Source organism: Brevibacillus sp. HD3.3A (genome assembly GCF_013284375.2).
GTDB classification, from domain to species: domain Bacteria; phylum Bacillota; class Bacilli; order Brevibacillales; family Brevibacillaceae; genus Brevibacillus; species Brevibacillus parabrevis.
Genome location: NZ_CP085874.1, coordinates 3,849,041 through 3,870,202 on the forward strand (window position 1 = coordinate 3,849,041; position 21,162 = coordinate 3,870,202).

The 21,162-nt window shown below is 51.7% G+C and carries 20 protein-coding genes, 1 pseudogene and 3 riboswitches; of the genes and pseudogenes, 7 read left to right on the forward strand and 14 right to left on the reverse strand.

Going from position 1 to position 21,162, the window contains the following annotated elements; all coding sequences use genetic code 11:
• Positions 1-529: 529 nt before the first annotated feature.
• Positions 530-1,474, reverse strand: a complete 945-nt coding sequence (locus tag HP435_RS17745) for a GntR family transcriptional regulator (RefSeq protein WP_122965069.1) — start codon at positions 1,472-1,474, stop codon at positions 530-532.
• Positions 1,475-1,611: 137 nt separating this feature from the next.
• Here HP435_RS17745 and HP435_RS17750 point away from each other — a divergent pair, with 137 nt between their 5' ends.
• Positions 1,612-1,782 carry a YjzC family protein gene (locus HP435_RS17750; protein ID WP_083955748.1) on the forward strand — a complete coding sequence of 57 codons (171 nt, stop codon included), beginning with the start codon at positions 1,612-1,614 and terminating at the stop codon, positions 1,780-1,782.
• A 63-nt stretch (positions 1,783-1,845) separates the two neighbouring features.
• Here the strand turns inward: HP435_RS17750 and HP435_RS17755 are convergent, their stop codons facing one another.
• Positions 1,846-2,097, reverse strand: a complete 252-nt coding sequence (locus HP435_RS17755) for a hypothetical protein (protein ID WP_063229936.1) — start codon at positions 2,095-2,097, stop codon at positions 1,846-1,848.
• A 167-nt stretch (positions 2,098-2,264) separates the two neighbouring features.
• On the opposite strand from HP435_RS17755, the gene HP435_RS17760 reads away from it, so the two are divergent.
• Positions 2,265-2,801, forward strand: coding sequence for a DUF309 domain-containing protein (locus HP435_RS17760; protein WP_173598031.1), 537 nt, complete (start codon positions 2,265-2,267; stop codon positions 2,799-2,801).
• On the opposite strand, the gene HP435_RS17765 is transcribed toward HP435_RS17760, so the two are convergent.
• Both HP435_RS17765 and HP435_RS17770 read right to left on the reverse strand, forming a co-directional pair.
• Positions 2,798-3,355: an RNA 2'-phosphotransferase gene (locus HP435_RS17765; RefSeq protein ID WP_173599655.1), complete on the reverse strand. Its 558-nt coding sequence runs from the start codon at positions 3,353-3,355 to the stop codon at positions 2,798-2,800. The two genes, HP435_RS17760 and HP435_RS17765, sit on opposite strands and share 4 nt — an antisense overlap.
• A gap of 29 nt (positions 3,356-3,384) precedes the next feature.
• Complete coding sequence (locus HP435_RS17770; RefSeq protein WP_173599654.1) at positions 3,385-4,065, reverse strand: CPBP family intramembrane glutamic endopeptidase; 681 nt, start codon at positions 4,063-4,065, stop codon at positions 3,385-3,387.
• Between the two features lie 192 nt (positions 4,066-4,257).
• Between HP435_RS17770 and HP435_RS17775 the strand changes: the two genes are divergently transcribed.
• The gene (locus HP435_RS17775) at positions 4,258-5,457 is read left to right on the forward strand and encodes an MFS transporter (RefSeq protein ID WP_122965065.1); all 1,200 of its coding nucleotides are present in this window, start codon (positions 4,258-4,260) and stop codon (positions 5,455-5,457) included.
• A gap of 108 nt (positions 5,458-5,565) precedes the next feature.
• Positions 5,566-6,048 (forward strand): CcdC family protein, encoded by a 483-nt coding sequence (locus HP435_RS17780; protein ID WP_063229897.1) that lies wholly within the window; start codon positions 5,566-5,568, stop codon positions 6,046-6,048.
• A 287-nt stretch (positions 6,049-6,335) separates the two neighbouring features.
• Here the strand turns inward: HP435_RS17780 and HP435_RS17785 are convergent, their stop codons facing one another.
• Positions 6,336-6,743, reverse strand: a complete 408-nt coding sequence (locus tag HP435_RS17785; RefSeq protein ID WP_122965064.1) for an NUDIX hydrolase — start codon at positions 6,741-6,743, stop codon at positions 6,336-6,338.
• A gap of 57 nt (positions 6,744-6,800) precedes the next feature.
• Positions 6,801-7,607: a VOC family protein gene (locus HP435_RS17790; RefSeq protein WP_122965063.1), complete on the reverse strand. Its 807-nt coding sequence runs from the start codon at positions 7,605-7,607 to the stop codon at positions 6,801-6,803.
• A gap of 75 nt (positions 7,608-7,682) precedes the next feature.
• Here HP435_RS17790 and HP435_RS17795 point away from each other — a divergent pair, with 75 nt between their 5' ends.
• Together HP435_RS17795 and HP435_RS17800 are read left to right on the forward strand one after the other, a co-directional pair.
• Positions 7,683-8,828, forward strand: a complete 1,146-nt coding sequence (locus HP435_RS17795) for a CapA family protein (RefSeq protein WP_173599653.1) — start codon at positions 7,683-7,685, stop codon at positions 8,826-8,828.
• 101 nt (positions 8,829-8,929) lie between these two features.
• Complete coding sequence (locus HP435_RS17800; protein ID WP_173599652.1) at positions 8,930-9,082, forward strand: hypothetical protein; 153 nt, start codon at positions 8,930-8,932, stop codon at positions 9,080-9,082.
• Between the two features lie 33 nt (positions 9,083-9,115).
• Here the strand turns inward: HP435_RS17800 and HP435_RS17805 are convergent, their stop codons facing one another.
• The 6 genes and pseudogenes from HP435_RS17805 to zwf form a co-directional block, all read right to left on the reverse strand.
• Entirely contained in the window at positions 9,116-10,378 is a 1,263-nt protein-coding gene (locus HP435_RS17805) for a homoserine dehydrogenase (RefSeq protein ID WP_173599651.1), read from the reverse strand.
• A gap of 79 nt (positions 10,379-10,457) precedes the next feature.
• A riboswitch (SAM riboswitch) is annotated at positions 10,458-10,568 on the reverse strand.
• 148 nt (positions 10,569-10,716) lie between these two features.
• Positions 10,717-10,822, reverse strand: a riboswitch (SAM riboswitch).
• Positions 10,823-11,505: 683 nt separating this feature from the next.
• Positions 11,506-11,704, reverse strand: a riboswitch (cobalamin riboswitch).
• 509 nt (positions 11,705-12,213) lie between these two features.
• Positions 12,214-13,471, reverse strand: a pseudogene (locus HP435_RS17810) (IS256 family transposase).
• 70 nt (positions 13,472-13,541) lie between these two features.
• Positions 13,542-14,057 (reverse strand): DinB family protein, encoded by a 516-nt coding sequence (locus HP435_RS17815; protein ID WP_173600204.1) that lies wholly within the window; start codon positions 14,055-14,057, stop codon positions 13,542-13,544.
• Between the two features lie 28 nt (positions 14,058-14,085).
• Positions 14,086-14,709, reverse strand: a complete 624-nt coding sequence (locus HP435_RS17820) for a cyclase family protein (RefSeq protein ID WP_173600205.1) — start codon at positions 14,707-14,709, stop codon at positions 14,086-14,088.
• Between the two features lie 56 nt (positions 14,710-14,765).
• A complete protein-coding gene (locus HP435_RS17825) occupies positions 14,766-15,752 on the reverse strand; it encodes a Gfo/Idh/MocA family protein (RefSeq protein WP_173600206.1) in 987 nt (328 codons plus the stop codon).
• Positions 15,753-15,856: 104 nt separating this feature from the next.
• Entirely contained in the window at positions 15,857-17,356 is a 1,500-nt protein-coding gene (gene zwf / locus HP435_RS17830; RefSeq protein WP_173600207.1) for a glucose-6-phosphate dehydrogenase, read from the reverse strand.
• A gap of 493 nt (positions 17,357-17,849) precedes the next feature.
• Here zwf and HP435_RS17835 point away from each other — a divergent pair, with 493 nt between their 5' ends.
• The gene (locus tag HP435_RS17835; RefSeq protein WP_122965055.1) at positions 17,850-19,052 is read left to right on the forward strand and encodes a saccharopine dehydrogenase family protein; all 1,203 of its coding nucleotides are present in this window, start codon (positions 17,850-17,852) and stop codon (positions 19,050-19,052) included.
• 77 nt (positions 19,053-19,129) lie between these two features.
• Here HP435_RS17835 and kynB read toward each other — a convergent pair whose 3' ends face one another.
• Both kynB and HP435_RS17845 read right to left on the reverse strand, forming a co-directional pair.
• Complete coding sequence (gene kynB / locus HP435_RS17840) at positions 19,130-19,747, reverse strand: arylformamidase (RefSeq protein WP_173600208.1); 618 nt, start codon at positions 19,745-19,747, stop codon at positions 19,130-19,132.
• A gap of 140 nt (positions 19,748-19,887) precedes the next feature.
• Positions 19,888-21,069: an AAA family ATPase gene (locus HP435_RS17845; RefSeq protein ID WP_173600209.1), complete on the reverse strand. Its 1,182-nt coding sequence runs from the start codon at positions 21,067-21,069 to the stop codon at positions 19,888-19,890.
• Between the last annotated feature and the right edge of the window lie 93 nt (positions 21,070-21,162).

Below are 21,162 nucleotides of genomic sequence, written 5' to 3' on the forward strand. Positions count from 1 at the left end.
TCCCCCATTCCATTCCCGTTACTGTAAGTGTACGATATCTTCGCTTGAAACTTGCGAAAAAACGAAAAAAGCGCCCAAAAGGCGCTTCCCTCGCTATTAATATTTGCCACCGTGACTGTGTCCACCCCAAGAGGACCCAAAATCGCCGCCATGTCCACAGCTTTCACCGTGGTGGTGATGGTGACCGCAGCCACCGCGACCTGTTTTACATTCCATTTTGTAGTAAGGCTTGTAGTAGCAATGTTTTTTGTAGTATTTCTTCTTGCAGCACTTCTTGTAGTAGCACTTGCAATGAGACTTTCTGCATCCGCAACCCATGAACCTCACCCCCTCCTGATCGTTACATCTACAAGGTATGTAGGTGAAGGTGCATTGGCATGGTACACTTGTCTATTGTTGAGCCAAAATCAGCGGGTGTCCTGCCTGGCACAACAAAGCCGACAGAGCATCTGCCGGCGGGGTTTTGTCTATGTGTATGAAGAAAAAAGCTCTGGCAGGCGGCCAGTGAATAAGTGCGGGGATGAATCGATCATTGCGTGACAATTTTTCGCAGCTCGTTGATTCCGTGATGATCGGGAATTTCCTGGTATTCCTTCACTTTTGGCAAAGTCAGCAAATGCGGCCTGACCATATAGCCAGGCTTCGAAATATACACGACATCGCAGTTTGTAATCAGCTCGAACACATCGGGATGATTCGCTTCGATCGTGCGAATGTCCAGATGGGTAATGCCCGCATTGTACAAATCATTGATCATTCCTGCCGCCCCGCGAATGGTAGCACAGACCAGTCCCACTTTTGTATGCCGGGGGTACGCTTCCATGGCGGGAATTACCGTTGTCGGGTCGGGTATAAAGTCGAGACTGACGACTGGCGGGGCTTCGCGCGGCAGCCGATGCTTCGCGCGCAAATTCACGGAAGGATGCGTCACAATCGCTTTGTATTGTTGCAAAAAGCTCGGGTCCTGCTCGACTCGCTGGGAAAAATCCTCGAAGGTTCGCCCTTCCAGCATGACACTCGGAAGATGGTATTGCACCAGACGCAAATATTCGGCAAGCTCCAGCTCGGTGAAGCGCAGAAACAAAACGGGAAACTGGTTGATTTCCTGCATCACACAAGAGAGGACGCGGGTAAACTCATCCATCGAGTACCCCATCGCCTTTACTTTGTGCAATGTCTCTTTGGCCAGCAAGGCGAGATGCGCCGGATTGCGGGTCAATAGTGGATCGTTGACGATGTTGCTGACGATGGTCCCTCGCCCCTGTCGCGAGTCCACCATACCTTCCTGCTGCAAGCGGAGATAAACGCTGCGGACCGTGTTGTAATTGACCTTCAGCTGCGCAGCAAGCTCCCTTACTGTCGGCAACTGTTCATTCGGCGGAAGTTCCCCGCTGCGAATCGAGGAGGCAATTTGTTGGTAGATCTGTTCGTGGTACGAAACATTCGAATCCTTTTGCAGGGTCAGGCGTAGCATGAATTCACCTCTTCATCCATCATTGAAAACATCGTATATGAATTGCGAATCGAACGTCAATAGAAGCCGTCGGCATGATCCGTTCCTTCGCGGCAATACTAAGGCTGATCACACATCACGAGAAAGAAGGTGCCCTCATGGGAGAACAAAGCCGTTTTCGTGAAGGCGACAAATCGCCGAAAAATGGCGTGTACATGGAAATCGGGGAGACTGGCGCCAGCGTGCAAGACCCAATGATCATCGAGCTGGACAGAGGGCAAAAGTTTCCCGCTACCCGCAACAAAAACCGGGTATGGACCCAAAAGTAGGCGCAAGTCCCACGCTCACGATCAAAAAACCAACCTTGCTGACACAGCCAGGTTGGTTCCTTTTTAGTTCTCGTCGTCTTCGTCCGCTTCGTCTTCGTCCTCATCTTCTTCATCGCCGCTCAAATAGATGATGGTGACCCCGAGGCTTTCCAGAAGACTGATCACTTCTTTGTTCAGCTCCTGATCCATCAACAGTCCCAGGCTTTCCACCAATTCCAGCTCTTCCAGATCGCCTTGCTCGGCATCCTCAATCAATTCGATAATTTCCGTCATTCGCTTCTTTTCCAAGACGGCCATGAGTTCATCTCTTGTCATAAAATGTTTCACACCTCGATTTCTCTTCTCTATGCATTATAATAGTACATAACGAAACGGTTGAAAACAAAACGCTCTTGATCGTTTGACTGACCGCAAGCGGCGCACCCGCTTTTGCGAAAAACATCGAGACGTTTTCCCCCAAAAAGAGCGAGGTGAAGTCCACCATGTATCCTGAGCCGTATCTGGACTACCTGGTTCAGTTTCATGTTGAACGCGACTACTTCGAGTGTCACGAGATTCTCGAAGAATATTGGAAGAGTGCTCCAGCAGAAAAGCGCCAGCCTGTGTGGGTCGGCCTGATCCAAATTGCCGTGGGCCTGTATCATCACAGACGCGGCAACCTGAATGGCGCTGGCAAGATGCTTACAAGCGCCCACGCGTTGGTCAAAGAACACCATGAAGAGATCGAGCGCCTTGGCTTGGACAGCATGGCCCTGCAGCGATTGCTGGCAGAGCGCCTGGATGAGATTCAAAAAGGCATGCCATACCGCAGCCTCACCTTGCCGATGCAGGCCGCAGAGCTGATATCCGCGTACAAAGCGGCTTGTGCCCGGCAAAATCAGCCTGAGCATCGCGACAGCGACATGAGCGATCCGTTTTTGCTGAACAAGCATACGTTGCGCGACCGCAGCGACGTGCTCGCAGAACGAGAGCGGCAACTGCAACTGCGCCAAGGAAAGCAGATCAATCCGGCGGACTAATACGCTTCTTCTGTTACAAAAGCGGCTGGAATCGCATCGCTGTACAAAAATGCTCCGCTCCCTTTGAAAAATCGGATGCCGGTTGCCCTCGCCTCTGCCGCCTGCACGGTCAGCACAGAGAGCGTGTCTTCCGGCATCCCGATCTCTTCGATCGAGAGCGCAAGCTGCACAAAGTCACTCGCGATGGGCAAAAGTCCGCCCGTGAGCACTTGCCGAACAAGCTTTTCGTGCGTGCCGTAGTACAGAAGCGCTGGTGGCTCCACCTCTGCGAGTCGGCCTGCTGCCTGGACTGGGCTTGAAGCAAAGCCGTAGGTGGCGCGAATCAAAACGCCGCCATCCCAGTCAATTTGCCGCTGCGGGTCATTGTCCACGACTTGCCACAGATCGGAGCGGCGAATATTTTCCCACCCTTTGATCGAGCGCAAATAAGCGAGCAATGGTCCTGTTGGCGTGAATCCATATGTATCGAAGTAAAGCTGGACGTGCTCATTCTTTTGCCGCAGGATGCCCAGCAGATGCTTGCGCAGTTGGACTTCTTCGTGTGGCGCCAGCATGGCTTTCTCTCCTTTCCCTTATCTTCCCGCTAGTAAATCCACAAAACAACCGCCAAAGCCAGCCCCAAATCTGCGAGCAAATGACTGAACCAGGTAGGATATATCGATGGGAACAGCCCTTTCAGCCAGCCCCAAATAACCCCGGCCACGTATACTGCGCTGGTCAGCAGCAAGCCCCGCCACAAGCCAAACAAGGCTGTCGTGACAATCAGATGATAAAGCGTATAAAAAAAGCTGGTCAAAAGCACGGAGACGGCACGGGAAAGCGAACGCAGCATCCGTTGCAGGACAAAGCCTCGCCAAAACAATTCTTCCAGCAACGAGTTCACGAACACGAGGTATAGGGCAAACCAGCCGATCCATTTGCGGCTCAACCCCCACGATTCCAAACCCGCCCGCACAGCAGCAGGCAAGCCCTCCGCTTGCAAAAGCAACCACAATCCAGCCTGAATCCCAGTAAAAAACAGCACGCCCAGCGCGATTCCAAACAGCGCTCCCCGCTTTTCGAACCGGCCCCACGCCAACTGCCAATTTTCCTGCAAACTTTTCTCCCACCAGCCGTGCAGCAGCGGGATTCCCACGCATACGACCAGATGGAAGGCAACAAACGTAACAAACAAGCTGTGCCGCTCTACCAGTCCGTAAAAGATGGCAAGCGTGGCAGCAAATCCATACCCGATCAACAGAAGCAGCGTACGTTTTCGCGCCATGCCGATTAGCTCCTTTTTTGCGTAATCGCCGCTCATTGTTCCAGTAATTTGCCCGTTATTGCTAGGAAGCATACATACAGCGTCAATAAATATACAAATATTTGGGCAGATGCTATACTGGGTTTTACCGTTTTGAAAAACTCGATCGGTTCATTTTTTTGTCAAAAACCAAAAAGATATGGAGTGGCTCTCATGTTGTGGCGCAACCGAACCTTTCTTTTGCTGATGACAGGGGAGATTGTCGCAGGTGCAGGCATGTGGATTTCCATCATTGCCAATCTGGCGTTCATGCAGAGCCTGATCCCTTCCGAAACCGTGAAGGGTCTGATTTTGATGAGCGGTCTGATCGCAAGCATCCTGTTGGCTCCGAAAGCGGGCGTCGTCATCGATATGTACGACAAGGGAAAAGTGATGCTCTTTGCCAGCATGGCCCGGACTTTAAGCCCTGTGTTCATGTTTCCCGCTCTCGCGTACGATTCCATTCTCTGGATGATCGTCTCCCTGATCGTCATGCAAGTGTCTGCGGCGTTTTACTTCCCGACCGTGCAAGCCTCCTTGCCTGCCATCTTGAGCAAAGATGAGCTTTTGAAAGCGAACAGTGCGTACTTGAATATTTCCACCTTGTCACGCATTGGCGGAACGGCTCTCGGGGGTGTGCTCGTCGTCTCCATGGAATTGCCCATGCTGTACATTTGCTCGATCATTGCCTACGCGATTTTGGCGGTCGTCACCTTGTTTTTGCGGATTCCGCCCGTTACCTCGCGGAATATGAAGGAAAAAGTGGAGTTCCGCGAAGTGCTGATGATTGCCCGCAAAGACCCTGCCTTGTTTGTCGGATTGATCAACAACGGTTTGATTACGTTGTTTTTGGGCGGACTCAATCTGATGATCCTCAACCTAAGCGAGATGCAAAACGAGCCGCAGCTCATGGGCTGGATTTACGCGGTCGAGGGCACGAGCATTTTGATCGGCGGACTGCTCGCCAAACGGTGGATCGGCGGCAAAAATCTGGTCGCTGCCTCTACGCTCATGCTGTTTTTCTTCGCGCTTTCCCAATTCGGAATGTCCATGGCAGACAACAAAGCGATGGTGCTGTCTTCCTTTTCCGTGTTTGGCTTGGTCGTCGCCTTCTTTTTTCCGGTCATTGCGACGATCTTTCAGAAGCGCTTGCCAGCCCACCAGCAAGGACGGTTTTTTTCCTTCAAAAGCATGCTCGACCGCGGCTGTTTTCTGCTCGCGCTGGGGATTACCGGGGTCGGTCTCGACCTGCTCGGCATCACCGGCTACCTGCTGTTTATCGGCTCGCTGACGCTCTTGTCCGGCCTCTTGACGCTCCTCTACAGCAAAAAACACAAGCTCGATGTCCGGGCCAGCGACGAAGCGGCGGCTTAGCAAAAATGCCGCTTCGCTGTCTGCGGCTTCCCCATACGTCTCAATTTGGTGTAAACTAGACAAGACAACATTGAAAAATTGTTGAAAGTCTATGGAGGCGTTTTTTCCATGCAGATACTCACTTCTTCATCCTTTGGCATTTTGGTGCCGCTGGTGATGGCAACCGCGGTCATCTTTTTGCGCATGCGCCGGCAAAAAAAGCCTGTGTCTGCAAAAAGCATTATCCTGCCGCCGTTCTTCATGGCTACTGGCTTTGCCATGTTTTTCTTTCCGGAAGCGGCGCTGCCACCGATGTACGATCTGGCGGCGTTTGTAACCGGATTGATTTTCTCCATTCCCTTGATTATGACTTCGCGCTTTGAGATCATCGGTCAAGACGTTTACCTCAAACGTTCCCGTGCGTTCTTCTTTATTTTGGCAGGACTCCTGATCATCCGGCTGATTATCAAGCTGGTGATCAACGACAGCTTCACCCCGATCCAGACAGGCGGCTTGTTCTTCCTGCTGGCGTTCGGCATGCTGGTTCCGTGGCGCATTGCCATGCTGTACATGTACCGCCAATTGACGAAAAAGACGTTCGGAACGCATTGATCGCCGGCGATGTTGATGTCGCAGAAAAGAAAGAGCAACCTGATTCCTTTTTTCGCAAAGGGAACGGGTTGCTCTTTTTTCTATGATTCAGTTATTCAGTCAAGTGCGTTTGGAAAAACTCAACGATGTGGCTAATCAGTTGCAAAAAGCTCTAAGGCCCGCCGTGAATGAGCAAACACACTCACTTTTTTCTCAAAACAAAAAAGCCGTCCCTGTTCGGACAGCTTTTTGCCTGCTGATTGATTTCGCCCGCTCTTTTCACTACGACCTACACTTGCCCGTTTGCCCTAAAACTCCACGTAAAACGGATGCTTTTCCTCCTGCAAACATAAAGAGATGCGCTGTCTGAAATTGCTCCAGGTCACCTTTTGCAAAGCTTCCTCGATCGGAAAGAAGCCCGACTCCAGACACTCAGGCGTTGTGATTAGTTTTCCGCCGATCGGTCTGGCGAGAAACAGGGCGTTGCAGATCGACTTGCTGACATTTTGAAACACGCCGCAAAATTTCGTCACTTCAATGTCCAAGCCGCATTCTTCCTTCGTTTCCCTGATCGCTGCTTCGCGGATGGACTCCCCTTGCTCCACCTTTCCGCCGGGCATTTCCCAGCCCCGTCTCGGCCCTTTGATCAGCAGCACTTCGTTGCGATCATTGACGATAATCGCCGCAGCGGACAAAGAATGCTTGGGTGATGTCACAAGCTCGCCTCCTTTGCGCCATTTTCTTGCTTTGCCCCTCGTTACTTTCTAGCAAATTCAAATCAGGTACGTCCCGCCACAAATGGAGTGCGATTCGTGAAGCGCTTTTGCCGCGCCTACTCTTGCAAAAAAAGGACGCTCTCCGCGCGATTGCAGCATCCGCTTGGCCGATCCATCCTGCTGCGGTTCACACAGCACGATATTTCCGCCAGGTAAAGCAAGCGTCAGGCAACGAGCGCCCATTTGCTCATCGTCGAACACTGCTTGGCTCGGCAAGCCGAACCACCGCGTCCAATCCGCTGCTGCCGCTTCCAGATCGGAAACAGCATAACCAACCGCTTGCAGCTCCGTCGCGCCATTTGGATGCGGAGCGATGATGCCGCGCTGTGTCAAATCGGCTTTGCGCTCCTCGTCTGTCTCGCTCCATTCAATCAGAAACGGCATTTGTCTCGCACTGTGCGGGTCTTCGGCAAACAGCATGCGCCACTGCAAAATCTTCCCGTCGTCTCGCGTGCGGCTGCCCGCTACCGGCCCTGTCACTTTGAGACCAAGTGACTGAAATCGCTCTACCCACGCGTCCATTTGCCGAGTGCGCAGGGCAATTTGCCCAAGTCCCTCACCGCGATTCGCCTCCCAGACCAGTTGCCGGATGAGCGGATTGTCGGATTGCTTGGCGACAGCTGCCTCCTCCACCGCCAAAAACTCCACATAAGATAGTCCCAAGTAGCTGAGACTGTTCCATGTTCCCCAATGGGTATGACGTCCGCCCGCGACAGCGTGAAAGCCTGCTTCCTGAAAAAGCCGGGCAGCCTCTCCAGGGGGACGGTGCACGAAATGAACCAGATGATCGAAGGAAAGCTGCATCTTTTTTCGCCCCTTTTCGTATTAGCTCTATAATAACAAATTCACCCATTTTTCGTTACCGTTGAAAGGAGCATAATGAATCAGACGCAGCAAAGCCTAAAGCACATCCGGCGAAAACAACGACAAAAGAAGTGGCAAAGGATGGCGAAGCAAACGCTCTTGTTCAGTCTGCTCGTCATCCTTTGCTCAGGGATTTACTTCGCTTTCGACAAGCTGGGAAGCCATTCCGCCTCCCCTGAACACGATTCCGCACCACCTCCGGCTGTTGCCCACGAGCCGACTGTCCGGCTGACCTTCGTCGGAGATGTGATGATGTCCGGAAATGTGGAAAAAACGTTGCTCGAAAAAGGCTACGACTACCCGTTCACGCACGTCCGTTCCCTGTTTTTGCAGGATGACTTTACCATAGCCAATCTGGAGACGCCACTTACCACAAAAGGCACGCCTGCCGACAACAAACAATACGTTTACAAGTCCTCTCCTTTGGCTGCGCCTGCGATGAAAGCAGCAGGGATCGATGCGGTCAACCTGGCAAACAACCATTCGATGGATCAGGGCGTGGCCGGATTGCTCGACACGTTTGACGCGCTTGCCAAAAACGGGATCGCTTACCTCGGCGGCGGCAAAGACTCTGTGGAAGCCTTCACTCCCGTCGTGGTGGAGCGAAACGGCATCAAGCTCGCCTTGCTCGGATTCAGCCGGGTCATTCCCGAAGTCAGCTGGTTCGCCACGGAGAAACAGCCTGGACTGGCTGGCTCCTATGATTCCGCCAAAGCCGTCCAAGCGATTCAACAAGCAAAGGCACACGCTGATCTCGTCGTCGTGATCGCCCATTGGGGCAAGGAACGGGAAGACTTTCCCGTCGATCACCAAAAAGAATTGGCCAAAGCTTACATTGACGCAGGAGCAGACTTGATCGTCGGTGGTCATCCTCACGTCCTGCAAGGCTTTGAACGCTACAACGGCAAGTGGATTGCCTACAGTTTGGGCAATTTCATTTTCACCCGCTCGACGGAGCCAAAAACGTGGCAGACGATGGTACTGCAAGCAAGCTGCACAAAAGACGCTTCCTGTGAACTGACGATGCTCCCGTTCCATGCCGAGCTGGGACGAGCGGTACCGATGAATGACACGGATGGGGCAGCGCTTCTGCAACGAATCGAATCACTGTCGGAAAACGTTCAGATTGAAGCCGATGGTCACGTACAGGCACGCTCATGATAAATGAGGCGTGCCCGTTGCCTTTTTTGGCGAAACTTTTCCATATTGCTTTCGTAGACCATAGTAGAACCACTTTTTCCAGCGAAAAGGAGGCGGCACATATGACCGGATTGATTATCACCGTATCGGCGATCGGCCTTATTATACTCTGCAGTTATTTCATGACCAAATGGGAAAAAGTCATCTTCCCCGGCAATCAGAAAAACGGGCCTTCAGATACCGATCAACAGCTCTCGGATAAAAAAAGCAAGTAGAAAGGATCAGCGCTGATCTAGACAGACTGCGAGCTATGCCGATTCGATCAGCGGGAAGCAGCGCACGGAAAGTCCGAAGTCACTTTTCAGCACTTGCTCATGCTCTGCGCGAATACCTGTAGCGATCAAGCCCGCGCGCAGCACACCGCCCAGATCGAATTGCACCTTCAATTTCGTCACGTTCACGCCAGCCTCCCGCAAGAAATGCAGCACGCGATCAGGTGTGGCGGCGATACACGAGCCTTCCAAATAACACAGCACCCGTTCGTCTTGCCCTTGCTCCAACTGAGCCGCGGCATTTTTTTCTGTCCAAACAGGATGCGGCGTAAATGGCTGGGTCAACAAGTAAGCCAAATCTTCAACGACAGCGCTTGCGGTCGGCAGTTCGCCTGCACCCCGGCCCGTAAACAACAGGTCGCCCACGATGTTCCCGGAGAGCTGCACCGCATTGAACGCATCCTGGATTTGCGCCAACGGATGGGCAATGGGCAGCACAGTCGGCTGAACCGATAGGCGGATGCCTTGCTCGGCTTTTTGTGCCTGGGCAATCAGCTTGATCCGGTAACCCAGCTCGCTTGCGATCCGGATGTGTCCGGCAGACAAATCGGCGATTCCTTTACGCACGACATCCGCAAGCGGCAACGACTCCCCGTACACAAGCTGCGCGAGAATGTACAATTTGTACATGGCATCGAAACCTTCCACATCCGAACGCGGATCAGCTTCCGCATAGCCCAGCTCCTGCGCCTGCTTCAGCACTTCCTGATAAGAGAGCTGTTCCGCCTCCATTTTCGTCAAGATGAAGTTCGTCGTCCCGTTGAGAATACCGCGAACTCCTTGGATGTCATTTGTGCGCAAAAACTGCCGCAGCACACTCAAAATCGGAATCCCGCCAGCTACGCTCGCTTCATAAGCCAGATGCACCTGATGCTGGTTAGCCAGATCGACAAGCTCAGGGCCGCGTTTGGCGAGCAGCTCTTTGTTCGCCGTTACCACATGGCAGCCTTTTTCAATCAGGGCACGCACGTAATCATACGTAGGCTCGACACCGCCCATTACCTCCACGACAATGTCCACATCGCTTTTTAGCACATCCTCAAAATCGGTAGTCAAAAGCGCAGGATCAACCTGAACCGCCCGTTCTTTTTCCGAATCGCGAACCAATGCTTTGACAATCTCGATCCGTTTGCCCAACCGCTGCGCCAGCTTCTCCTGTTGCGAGCGAATCGTTTTGATGACGCCGCCCCCTACTGTTCCCAATCCCAGCAATCCTACTTTGATTACACCTGCGCTCATTATTACCACCTCATGTCATGTTTTGGAAAAATAAGAAAAACCTTCTTGCTAAGAAGAAGGTTTGGCATCAAGGTCCTTCTCCTTATCTCCCAGAACGATTTTCGTCCTGCAGGAATTGGCACCTTGTCACAAACTGCGTAACGGTTGCCGGGCTTCATCGGGCCAGTCCCTCCACCTCTCTAGATAAAGAAAACTATGAATTTTTGTTCTTTGCTAGATGTCAGTTCTCTCTTGTCTTTGAAATTGGGCAAATGTTTGCCTCGTTCCCACTTTTTCATACATCAAAAAACCTTCTCCGCTAAGAAGAAGGTTCGTCTTGACTGCTACGAGGCACCCGCTTCTTATCTATCGAGACGAAACGTCCCGCAGGAATTGGCACCTTGTCGCAAAAGCAACGGTTGCCGGGCTTCATCGGGCCAGACCCTCCACCTCTCTGGATAAGAACTATGATTTGCTATTGAGCCTATTCTAAGAAATTCCAATGCATTCGTCAACACAATTCTTTTTGTTTGCTGACAAGACTCGCAAGCAGGAAGACAGAACGGCAACCCCCTCAGCAAAGCAGCCGTTTCCACGCGCAAACACACTTTCCACTTCTGCCATGTTGCAGCAAGCGCACGTAACGATTCCTGCTTCGCTTTCCTCTGGCACTTCTTTTTCTTCAACATAGCCGCACCATGGACATATGAAAAGCTGAACCACGCCACTCCCTCCTTTTCAGCGGTTACAATCTGGCAGCCATGCCACCTAAAAAGCAGTTGTGCGCAAGCATGCGATATGCTTGTCCTGATAAAGATCCAGTCAAGCAACTTCAATCACGAGGCGGGCACTGAGTCTATTAACAGGCTACCGCAACGGCATACACCCTTAATTCCCTTGACAGGCGCATTAACCGCGCAAATAGACCCTAGATAGAGCAATCACGAGACACCTCTTGCTCCCTCGACAGGCTACATCAATCACAGTCAACTCCGGCTTCCTCGATGGCCTTCTTCCATTCCCCAAACAAAAAAAGCATTTTCCGACGACCGATACGATCGTTAGAAAATGCGCAAGCAAAGAGAAACGTATTCGTCCCCCTGCTGTCATGGCGAGTCCTCTAACACCTCCCTATCTCCCGTAGGTCCATCAGTGTCGTCGAAACAGGCAGGTCTCCTGACTTTGGGATCATCGTCTGGCGCTGCCTTCCCCATCCAAGTCTGGACAAGTGGCCTGTATGCGCAAAACTCCCCTCTTACAGTGGCGGGACCGTGTCGGATTTGCACCGAGCTTCCCTATTATCCTTGCGGCGATATACCTCAAGGAACCTGTTCCCACATATGAAATTGGAAAAATCACTACTGTTATTGTACCCTACCATTGCCGAGATAGGGAGGGCGAGTTGCGAGCGGCAGCGAAAAGATAGCGAGGAACACGCAGCGACAGCTGGAAAGCGAAAAACGAGAAACGAAAAGCGAGTAACAAAAAACGAGAAACGAAAAACGAGTAACAGAAAATGAGCGACGGAAAGCAAGCAGCAGAAAACAAGCAACGGAAAACGAGTAACGCAAAACGAGTAACGCAAAACAAGTAACGCAAAACGAGTAACGCAAAACGAGTAACGCAAAACGAGTAACGCAAAACGAGTAACGAAAAGCGAGTAACGAAAAGCGAGTAACGAAAAGCGACACACAGAAAGCGAAACAGCGGGCTTCTCCGGGAATGTAAATTTTTTTGTGTAAATGGGTTTTTAACGGGTGGACAGTTACGTCAACGGCTTTACATGGAGTGGCGGGCATGATAGGCTCGCTTGCCATGCGATGCATATTTTACTGGCATCGCCCAATCGCAAGAAATCATGCCCGCAGAGGCTCCATGTCAAGCCGACTCAACAGTTGATTATGCGGACAGTTCCCCTTGCAATCGATCTCCAAAATGGATGGCAAGTTGCGATATACATTCTTTCCAACTCCGAAGCGGCATAGTCCATTTCTTCGATGCCTCAACGGTAGCCAGATAGATGATTTTCCGTAGAGCATCGTCGGATGGATAAGCCGTTTTGTCTTTGTGACCTTACGGAGTTGCCGATGATAGCCCTCGATGATATTCGTCGTATAAATCATCTTGCGTATCTCTGGGGATAGCTGAAATAGGCGGTCAGTTCGAGCCAGTTGTTTTCCCAGGAGCGAATAATGATGGGGTACTTCTTTCCCCACTTGTCTTTGAACGTAGAAAAAAGCAGTCTCAGCTTCTTCTAACGTAAGGGCTTGATAGACTTTCTTTAAATCTGCCAAGACTAACTTTTCTTCTTTGAACGGAACATATTTCATAGAGTTACGAATCTGGTGGATGACGCACAGTTGAATTTGGGTTTTCGGAAAAGCAGCATGGATCGCCTCAGAAAACCCTGAAAGACCGTCCTTGCAGGCGATGAGAATGTCTTCTACACCACGGCTTTTCAGCTCTGTACACACATTGAGCCAGAAGCTTGCACTTTCGTGCTCGCCGATCCAAATGCCCAAAATGTCCTTATGACCAGACATAGTAATGCCAAGAACGCTGTATGCTGCTTTGTTAACGATACGATTCTCTTGCCGAACTTTGAAGTGAATGGCATCAAGAAACACGATCGGATAGACTCGATCAAGTGGTCTACATTGCCATTCTGCCACCATCGGCATAATCTTGTCGGTACTTTACTGACCATCGTAGGAGACACGTCGATCCCATACAGATCCTTCATGTGTTCTTCAATATCGCGAGTAGACATACCTTTGGCGTAGAGTGCGATGATTTGCTCCTCAAGCCATTTGTGGTTGTTTCATGCTTCTTCACAATGTGAGGTTCAAATTCGCCGTTGCGATCACGGGGGACACGAATTTCTGTATTGCCGAACTTTGTTTTCAGCGTCTTTTTGCTATACCCATTCCGACTATTTCCTGAATGATCACCATCGGCACTATGTTTGGCATAGCCCAAATGGTCATCCATTTCTGCTTCAAACAACTGCTGGATGGTGTCACGGAACAAATCTTTTAGCATGATGTGCACGTCCTCGATGGTTCGGCAATCCTTCGCTAACTCCTTGATGGTCATGTCTCTCTTGTCTTGCATAAATGATCATCTCCTTAATGGGAAGTTTAACCATTTACACAAAACTTTTTACGCTCTCGCTTCTCCCGGCTTACAGCGAATACCGTTCCCGCAAAATTCTACAGTGGTGCGCCTCGTGTCCGGCGATAATATAGGCCAATGTGCGTGCCGACAGCTTATTGCCATTTGCTGTGCCCGTTCTCGTCCACGCCTCGGCAGCGATCCCCCGCAGTTGGGCCAGCGTCGACTGTCGCACAGCGTTGTATTCTGCGAGCAAATCCGTCAGACTGCGTTCCTGATAGAAGCCTTCTGCTACATACGTATTTTCATCGAACCCCGCCAGCTCAGTCTGATCCCCTCTGGCGATTCTCAGCAAGCGATAGCTCATGATTCGCTCGGTATCGATGATATGGCCCAGCACTTCTTTTACCGTCCATTTGCCCGGAGCGTAGCGATAATCGATTTGTTCCCCTGTCAATCCGGCGAACATCTCCCCTGTCTGTGCTGCCTGTTGTTCGAGAATCGTCAGCAGATCACCTTCTGGCACTTGACTGACGTAGGTAGCAAAATAATCTTGGTACTCCTCCCGGTTTGGGCGAATCAGCATGCTCATGTCCTCCTTGGCTTCTCTCTATTTATCCTTCTTGCCAGCCTTCAAACAGCAGCACCCGAGCAGGAGCCGCATCTGTTCCTACAAGCTTCAGCGGAGCAGCCACCATAAAGTAGAGGCCCGGTGGCACATCGCGCAGACGCAGCCCTTCGATCACGACGATACCTGCGGCAAACAGCGTTTTATGCGTCGGATGCCCCTCTTGGCTCCGTTCAATCCCCAAAGCATCCGTGCCAATTCCCCGTACGCCTTTTTCAGCCAAATAAGCAGCGCCATCGTGCGCCAAATAAACAAATTCAAACGAAAAGGCGTCGTCTTGCGAATTTTTCGTTTGAAACAGGAGAAACTCTCCCGGGGCGATATCAAACTTTTCCAGCTCAGCCCGGCCAATCTTGTCTTCAACGTGCGTCAAGTCAAGCACACGGCAGTTCCCGACCAGTTTTTCCAGCGAGATGCTCTCAAATGTCTCTCCATCGTTCACCATGTGCAGCGGCGCATCTACGTGGGTGCCAGAGTGCACATCCATATCGATTCTGGACTCGGTTACGTACCCATTCGTAACCGTCTGTATTTTCGGTTGCTTTTCCGGCTTGTTCTTGTACACCGTCATGCCTTCAAAGATTGGTGCCGTCACATCGAACATTCTCATCGCGTTTTCGCCCCCCTTGTCTTCCTGCTTTTTTATGATTTAGCTGTTCCCTTCCTTCAACGCGGCAAATCAGCAGGGTACACAACACCGATTTGTCTTCGCGCTTCGTCCATGACCTCCATGGCCCAGCGGGAAGCTGTATGTGAATTTGTCTCTGACTCTCTCAAGCCTGCCTCAGCCAAGCGAATGAACTCTCTGATCTCATAATGCATCGTTTTGGGCGTCTGGGGCCTGGTCACATCCTCGACCCTCCCGTCGCGGTAGCGAATCTCGATACGCGTGAGATGGTTGATTTTATCGATCACCATCGTCGCGTCCTCCCCCTGGATCTCCGCAGGCTGGTACGAAGTCGTGATCTTGGAAAAGCTGATGACGGCATCCATATTTTCGTACTTCAACAGCATGCTGCCCTCGCCATCTACCCCTGATTGCAGTAGAACGCCTTCCGCCTTGACCTGTTCTGGCTTGCCAAACAGCACAATCGCAGGATAGAGACAGTAAATCCCGATGTCCAGCAACGCTCCGTTGGAATAGGCGGGATCAAAAGCTCGCATAACCTGGCCCTGTCGGTAGGCATCGTAGCGGGAGGAATACTGGCAGTTGCTTGCGATATATCGGCGAATGGTGCCGAGCTTGGGCAAATGATCCCGGACGGCAGAAAAATTGGGCACAAGGGTCGATTTGACGGCTTCCATGAGCAGCACATCATTTCTTTTCGCTGCCGCAAGCATAGCTTCGACTTCTGCCGCGTTAGAGGCAAACGGCTTTTCGCACAACACATGCAGCCCCATGTCCATGCACAGGATCGCCTGTTCCGCATGAAAGCAATTGGGGCTTGCGATGTAGATAGCATCGATGGTTCCGCTCGATGCCATCTCTTTTATATCCGTGTATACAAAAGGGGCTTGGTATTTTTCAGCAAATTCCTGGGCGCGTTCGCTCGTCCGCGAGTAGACCGCCTGAAGAGAAAAGCCTTCGACGGTCAAACCTGCCTGGATGAACTCATCTGTAATCCAGTTGGTGCCGATTACGCCAAAACGCATGAATCGCTTCCCCCTTCTTTTTCACTTGACTCACCCCTGGCTTGAGCCAGTCTCAACCCGAAATGAGCAAGACACTCGCATAAGCCGAGGTGTACAGTCAGCCATTACCGATGCATCGGCTCCGGCTCCCTCTCTTCTACTTCATCCAACCACCAGGAAAATCCTTCCGCTTGCAGCAATTGTTTCGCTGCATCCGGCCCGTATGTTCCCGCTTCATACGAGACAAGCGGTACGAGATTGCGCTCAAAAGCCGTCAAGATTGGCTCTACCCATTTCCACGACAGGCGCACTTCATTCCAATGGGCAAAATAGGTCGAGTCTCCACGCAGCGCATCGAACAAGAGGCGTTCATAAGCCTCTGGGACGTCCTTCTGCCCGGAACTGAAATCAACGGTCACAGGCTCAATCTTTCCGCTATTGGCCGGATTCTTACTATTCAGCTGCAAAGCGATTCCTTCCTGTGGATTCACATGAATGATCAACAAATTCGGCGCTGTCTTTTCCTGTTGCTCCCGATACAGCTGCTCCAGCGGGTTTTTGAACTCAATGACGATTCGCGTCGACTTTTCCTTCATCCGTTTCCCTGTGCGAATGTAAAAGGGCACTCCGCTCCAAAACGGGTCGTCAATCCAGACTCTGGCTGCGATATACGTCTCCGTCATCGAGGTCGGCGATACTCCCGGCTCTTCCCGGTAGCCTGCCACCGGAACTTCCCCCATGCTTCCTGCGCGATACTGCCCCCGCACGATGTTTTTCGCCACTTCTTCAAGCGCCAGCGGCCGCACTGCTTCCATTACTTTACGTTTCTGCGCGCGAATGTCTTGCGCCGTAATCCGCTTGGGGATGTGCATGGCAACCATCATCAGCATTTGCAGCATATGATTTTGCAACATGTCACGCAGCGCCCCAGCCTGTTCGTAAAAACCAGCCCGCTCTTCTACCCCGACCGTTTCGCTCGCTGTGATCTGTACGTTTGCAATGTGACGATTGTTCCAGAGAGCGGCGAAAACGGGATTGGCAAACTCCAACGCCTCCAAATTTTGCACCATCGCTTTGCCCAAATAATGGTCGATCCGGTAAATTTCTTCTTCGGAAAACGCTTTGGCCAGCTTCTCATTCAAGTCTTCCGCCGATTGCAGATCGCGTCCGAACGGCTTTTCGATGATCAGGCGCTTCCAGCCGGCAACAGAGCCGAGTCCGCTCGTCTGGATATTGGCAGCAATCACCTCGAAATACTCAGGGGCAACCGACAAATAAAACATCCGATTTTGCGGAAGCTTGCATTCGTCCTCGCGCTGCTTGACCCGTTCCAGCAGTGGCGTGTAAGCTTCTGCTTTCGTCACATCGACAGCCGCATAAGAAAAGGCTGCCAAAAATCGTTCAAGCTGTGCCTGATCAATCGCATCTCGCCGGGAAAACTCCCGGATCGACTGCTCCACGCTGCGAACAAACTCCTGACCAGACCAAGCTCGCCTGCCCACACCGACAATAGAAAAGCTGCCGGGAAGTTTGTCATCTACGTATAAATTAAACAAGGCCGGATAAATTTTGCGTTTTGCCAAGTCTCCTGTCGCGCCAAAAAGAACAAAGCTCATCGGTTCCATGTGTGTTTCCATCCTTCCGTACACTCACGATGCGGAATGCTTCGTTGGTTTACACCGTTATTATTAGAGAAATTCGCTTTATTATCAAGACAACTCTGCTTGACGAGTGCACCTCGACTTTTTCATGAAAGTGGATACAACCGCTTGCGGTCAACACTTTTCGCAACCCGCAGAGAGGAAAAACCGAGGCGTAGCTGTTTGCTGGAAAGACAAGTCCCATCCCCGAAAAAGAATTGCGCTTCGATATTCACTGTCGCGCATGGGACGTGAGGAATGCTTCATATACATGTACTATTCACCTTGCTTTTTCAATCGTTTGGTGAACAATCAAAACGAAAAAGGAGGTTTCTCATGGTGCTTTCCTTGCGTCCCCGCGAGCCGATCGATGATGCCCTGGCGGGAGTCCGCCGTTCATCGTCCATTTCGTTATTTTTGCAAAAATGGCTGTTTCGAATGCGAAGATAGCAGATTTGTCACCAGGGAGGAGGACTCTATGCGAGTCGCAATCTTAGGAGTAGGTGGAGTCGGACAAGTAAGCGCGTGCGAGTTGATCAAATCCCGTTTTGTCACCAAGCTTGTCCTGGCCGATATAGCCATCGGCCCGGCAGAAGAACTGGCCCAGGAGCTGCGCCGGGAGACGAATGTGGAAATCCAGGTAAAATGTGTGGATGCCCGCGACGTGTCCAGCGTCCAATCCATTTTGGGCGACATCGACCTTTTGCTGCACATCGGCTTGCCAGAAAACAACCTGGCGGTGATGCAGGCTTGCCTTCACACACGAACTCATTATATTGATACGGCTTCTTGCGGCCCGCAATGGCTGCAGCAGCAACTGTCCTGGAACGACCGTTTTCGGAAAGCAGGTATTTTGGGAATCATGGGGCTCGGGTGCGACCCCGGTTTTTCGAACATCGCCGCACGATACGCTGTAGATTCGCTCGATGAAGTAGACGCCATTCTCATCCGGGATGGAGATAATTCGGTAGTGGATTACGACGGCTTCTGCTCCTATTTCAGCCCGCAGACAGCCATACAGGAATGTCTGGCAAAGCCCAACTTCTGGACTGCGGCAAAAGGCGAACAGTATTTCCCGACACCTTTTGCCAACAAAGAAGAATTTGAATTTCCGGAGCCGATCGGCTGGCTGGACTGCTACAACGTGGAGCATGAAGAAGCCACTACGCTCGGCGAGACGATTGGACGGGCAAAAGGCTGCAAATACGTCGACTTCAAATACGCCCTGCACCCCGATTTCGTCAACACCTTGAAAGTGTTGCGCTATCTTGGGCTGGACAGCGATGAAGAGATTGAAGTAAAAGGAGTGCGCGTTGCCCCGCGCGACGTGGTCGTAACGACGATGCCCAAACCAGTAGACCTGGCAGGCAAAATCCACGGCTACTCCAGCGTCGGCGCGCTCGTCAAGGGCAGAAAAGATAACAAGCGAAAAGAAGTTTACGTCTACACGATCGCCAATCATGACGAGGTTTTCCAAAAAACCGAATTTCAGGCAACGATTTGGCAAACCGGCATCCCGCCTGTCGTTGCCGTTGACATGATGGCAGAGGGACTGCTTTCGATGACAGGCTGCATACCTCCAGAGCTGATCGATCCGATCCCGTTTCTCGCCAGACTGAAAGCGCGCGGCATGAATTGGGACGTCATTGAGAAAACTTCCCCCCTCTTGCAAATCACGTAGAGCGTAAGTTGAAATAAAGTTAGGAAAAAAACCGTTCATGCCGCTTTAAGGTATGAGCGGTTTTTCATCGCTACAGCCTATCGGCGCAGAACAGCCCGCACAGGACTTCCATCAGCACCAGCCAAGGCGAGCGGCAGTGCGATCAATTCATAGTCGCCAGGCTCGATGGCATCTAGCCATAACCCTTCCAAAATATAAATGCCATGCTGGTGCAGCCCGTGGTGGGCAGGCAGCTCCTTGCTCTCTAGCGGATCGACGGAAGGCACGTCCAGGCCAAGCAGCCTGATTCCTTTTTCTGCCAGAAACGGCGGCAAATCAGGACGAAGGTAGCAAATCTCAGCAGGAAACGTCTCGGGTTCGGACCACGACATGGTTTTGAGCAACAATCGGGTTACCCCTGACAAGTCGATTCCCGCCAGATCATCCGCTCCGATGCTTGCACGCCCCGACACATCGACTACTCTGGCTGCGCCTACGTACAGATCAAGCGGCAATTCCAGCGTCGTTTTCCCGTGATCATCAAAATGAAACGGCGCGTCCACATGCGTTCCCGTGTGAATGCTCATCACGAGCTTCCCGACATTGACGGAGCCGCTTTCTGATTTGGGCCAGTTCACGGTGTACTGAAAAGCTGTGTCCCCCGGCCACGTCGGCGTAGCTTTTGTGAGTGGTCGAGATATATCATACAGCTTCATGTCGATTCCTCCCATTCCTTGCTGAATCAGCTCGATTACCCTCAGATTATAGAAAGACAGTCGTTGCGTCAATATTCTTTCTATTTCAAGAAAAACGGCAGGACCCCCTCACGTTTTTCAAGTGAGTCCGGTCCTGCCAGTCAAATGCGCCGATGCATGTCCAAATATTGTGCGACAGCCGCATAATGTCCGTCTCGGTTGATTTCTTGCAAATGTTCTTTGACCGTCCGCAGCCACTCGATCGTCGTCGGCCGAGTGGCTGCGATCGATTCGCGCAAATCGCTCATCTGAATGGGCCTTTCCACCCCTTTGGTCAAAAAATCGTGCAAGACTTGCTCGGTAGCAAGCTCAACTACGTACTCAATATCCGCTCCTGAATAAAATTCCGTCCAGCCTGCCAGTTGCGCGTAATCAATCGGCTCGGCGGGCCTGCCTCTCAGCTTCAACCGGAAAATTTCTGCCCGCGCTGCCCGATCCGGCGGACTGACAAACAGCATTTGCGCAAAGCCGATTTCCCGCAACCATGCGATGTCCAGCTCCCAGGGAACGGTAGTCGCTCCCATAAGGAACAGCCCTCGCTCAGCCTGCTGCCACTCGCCCAGTTTCGCAAGCCATGCAAATTCCGTATCCACCTGCTTCTGATAGGCGAACTGTGGCCCTTGTCGCCCGTCCAGCTCGTCCCAAAAGACAAGCAGCGGCTTATTTTGATAGCTGTCTGCCTCCGCAACAGCAGAAAAGGAAGACTCAGCGAGATAGGACATAACGTCGCTTCCTGCCGATTGCGCTATCGGAAAAAACGGAACGCGGCACTCCTCTGCCGTCGCTTTAGCGAGCAATGATTTGCCACAACCGGATGGGCCGTAAAGCAAAATCCCTCCTCGCTCTCCCCTTTCATGTACCACGCCTTGCTGTGTCAGGGCAGCGAATGTGTTTACGATCACTTCTTTTTCAGCTTGCAACCCGCCAACCGAATGATAGCCAGTCGTAAAGTCGGGCAACGCGCAACCATGCTCAACTGCTTTTCCTTTGCCCCCCTCTATCACCTGGATTCGTCGCGAGGGCCTCCAGCCAAAAAGAGAAGCCTCCCAAGAAGCGCTTCCTTTTTTGCTTTTGGAAAACGGCATTTCCCTTTGCAGCTTGTTCAATTCCACTGCAACTTTATCTTTTATTTCCCCATCTCCGAGTGAGAGAGCTTGCGTAAAAGCTTGCAATGCTTCCGTGCGATCCCCCAGTTCCGCATGCTCCATTCCCAAAAGAAACCATGCATGGGCATTTCCCCGATCATTGCTCAGCATGCTTTTTATGATCTCTATTTTCGCCATGTGATTCATCCTCTGCCATCAATATCCTGTGTCGTTATGTATGTCAGCTTTTGTTTTGCATGACTTCCATGCTAGGGAAAAAGTCTTCCACCC